Raw genomic sequence first — 202 nt, 5'->3', positions numbered from 1 at the left:
TTCATGACTGGGGTGAAGTCGTAACAAGGTAACCGTAGGGGAACCTGCGGTTGGATCACCTCCTTACCTTAAAGAACCTGCCTTTGTAGTGCTCACACAGATTGTCTGATGAAAAACAGCAGTAAAAATCTCTGCAGGCTTGTAGCTCAGGTGGTTAGAGCGCACCCCTGATAAGGGTGAGGTCGGTGGTTCAAGTCCACTC

Annotated in this window: 1 tRNA gene and 1 rRNA gene; both read left to right on the top strand. The window is 49.5% G+C overall.

The annotated features are described in order from the left end of the window. A 16S ribosomal RNA gene (locus tag FHC52_RS22720) occupies positions 1-66 on the top strand; the annotation flags it as partial. Between the two features lie 77 nt (positions 67-143). Further along, positions 144-202: transfer RNA gene (locus FHC52_RS22715), tRNA-Ile, on the top strand.

The organism is Enterobacter sp. EC_64 (genome assembly GCF_019584165.1).
Classification (GTDB): Bacteria; Pseudomonadota; Gammaproteobacteria; order Enterobacterales; family Enterobacteriaceae; genus Enterobacter; species Enterobacter roggenkampii.
This window is presented reverse-complemented; position numbering and strand designations above follow the sequence as displayed.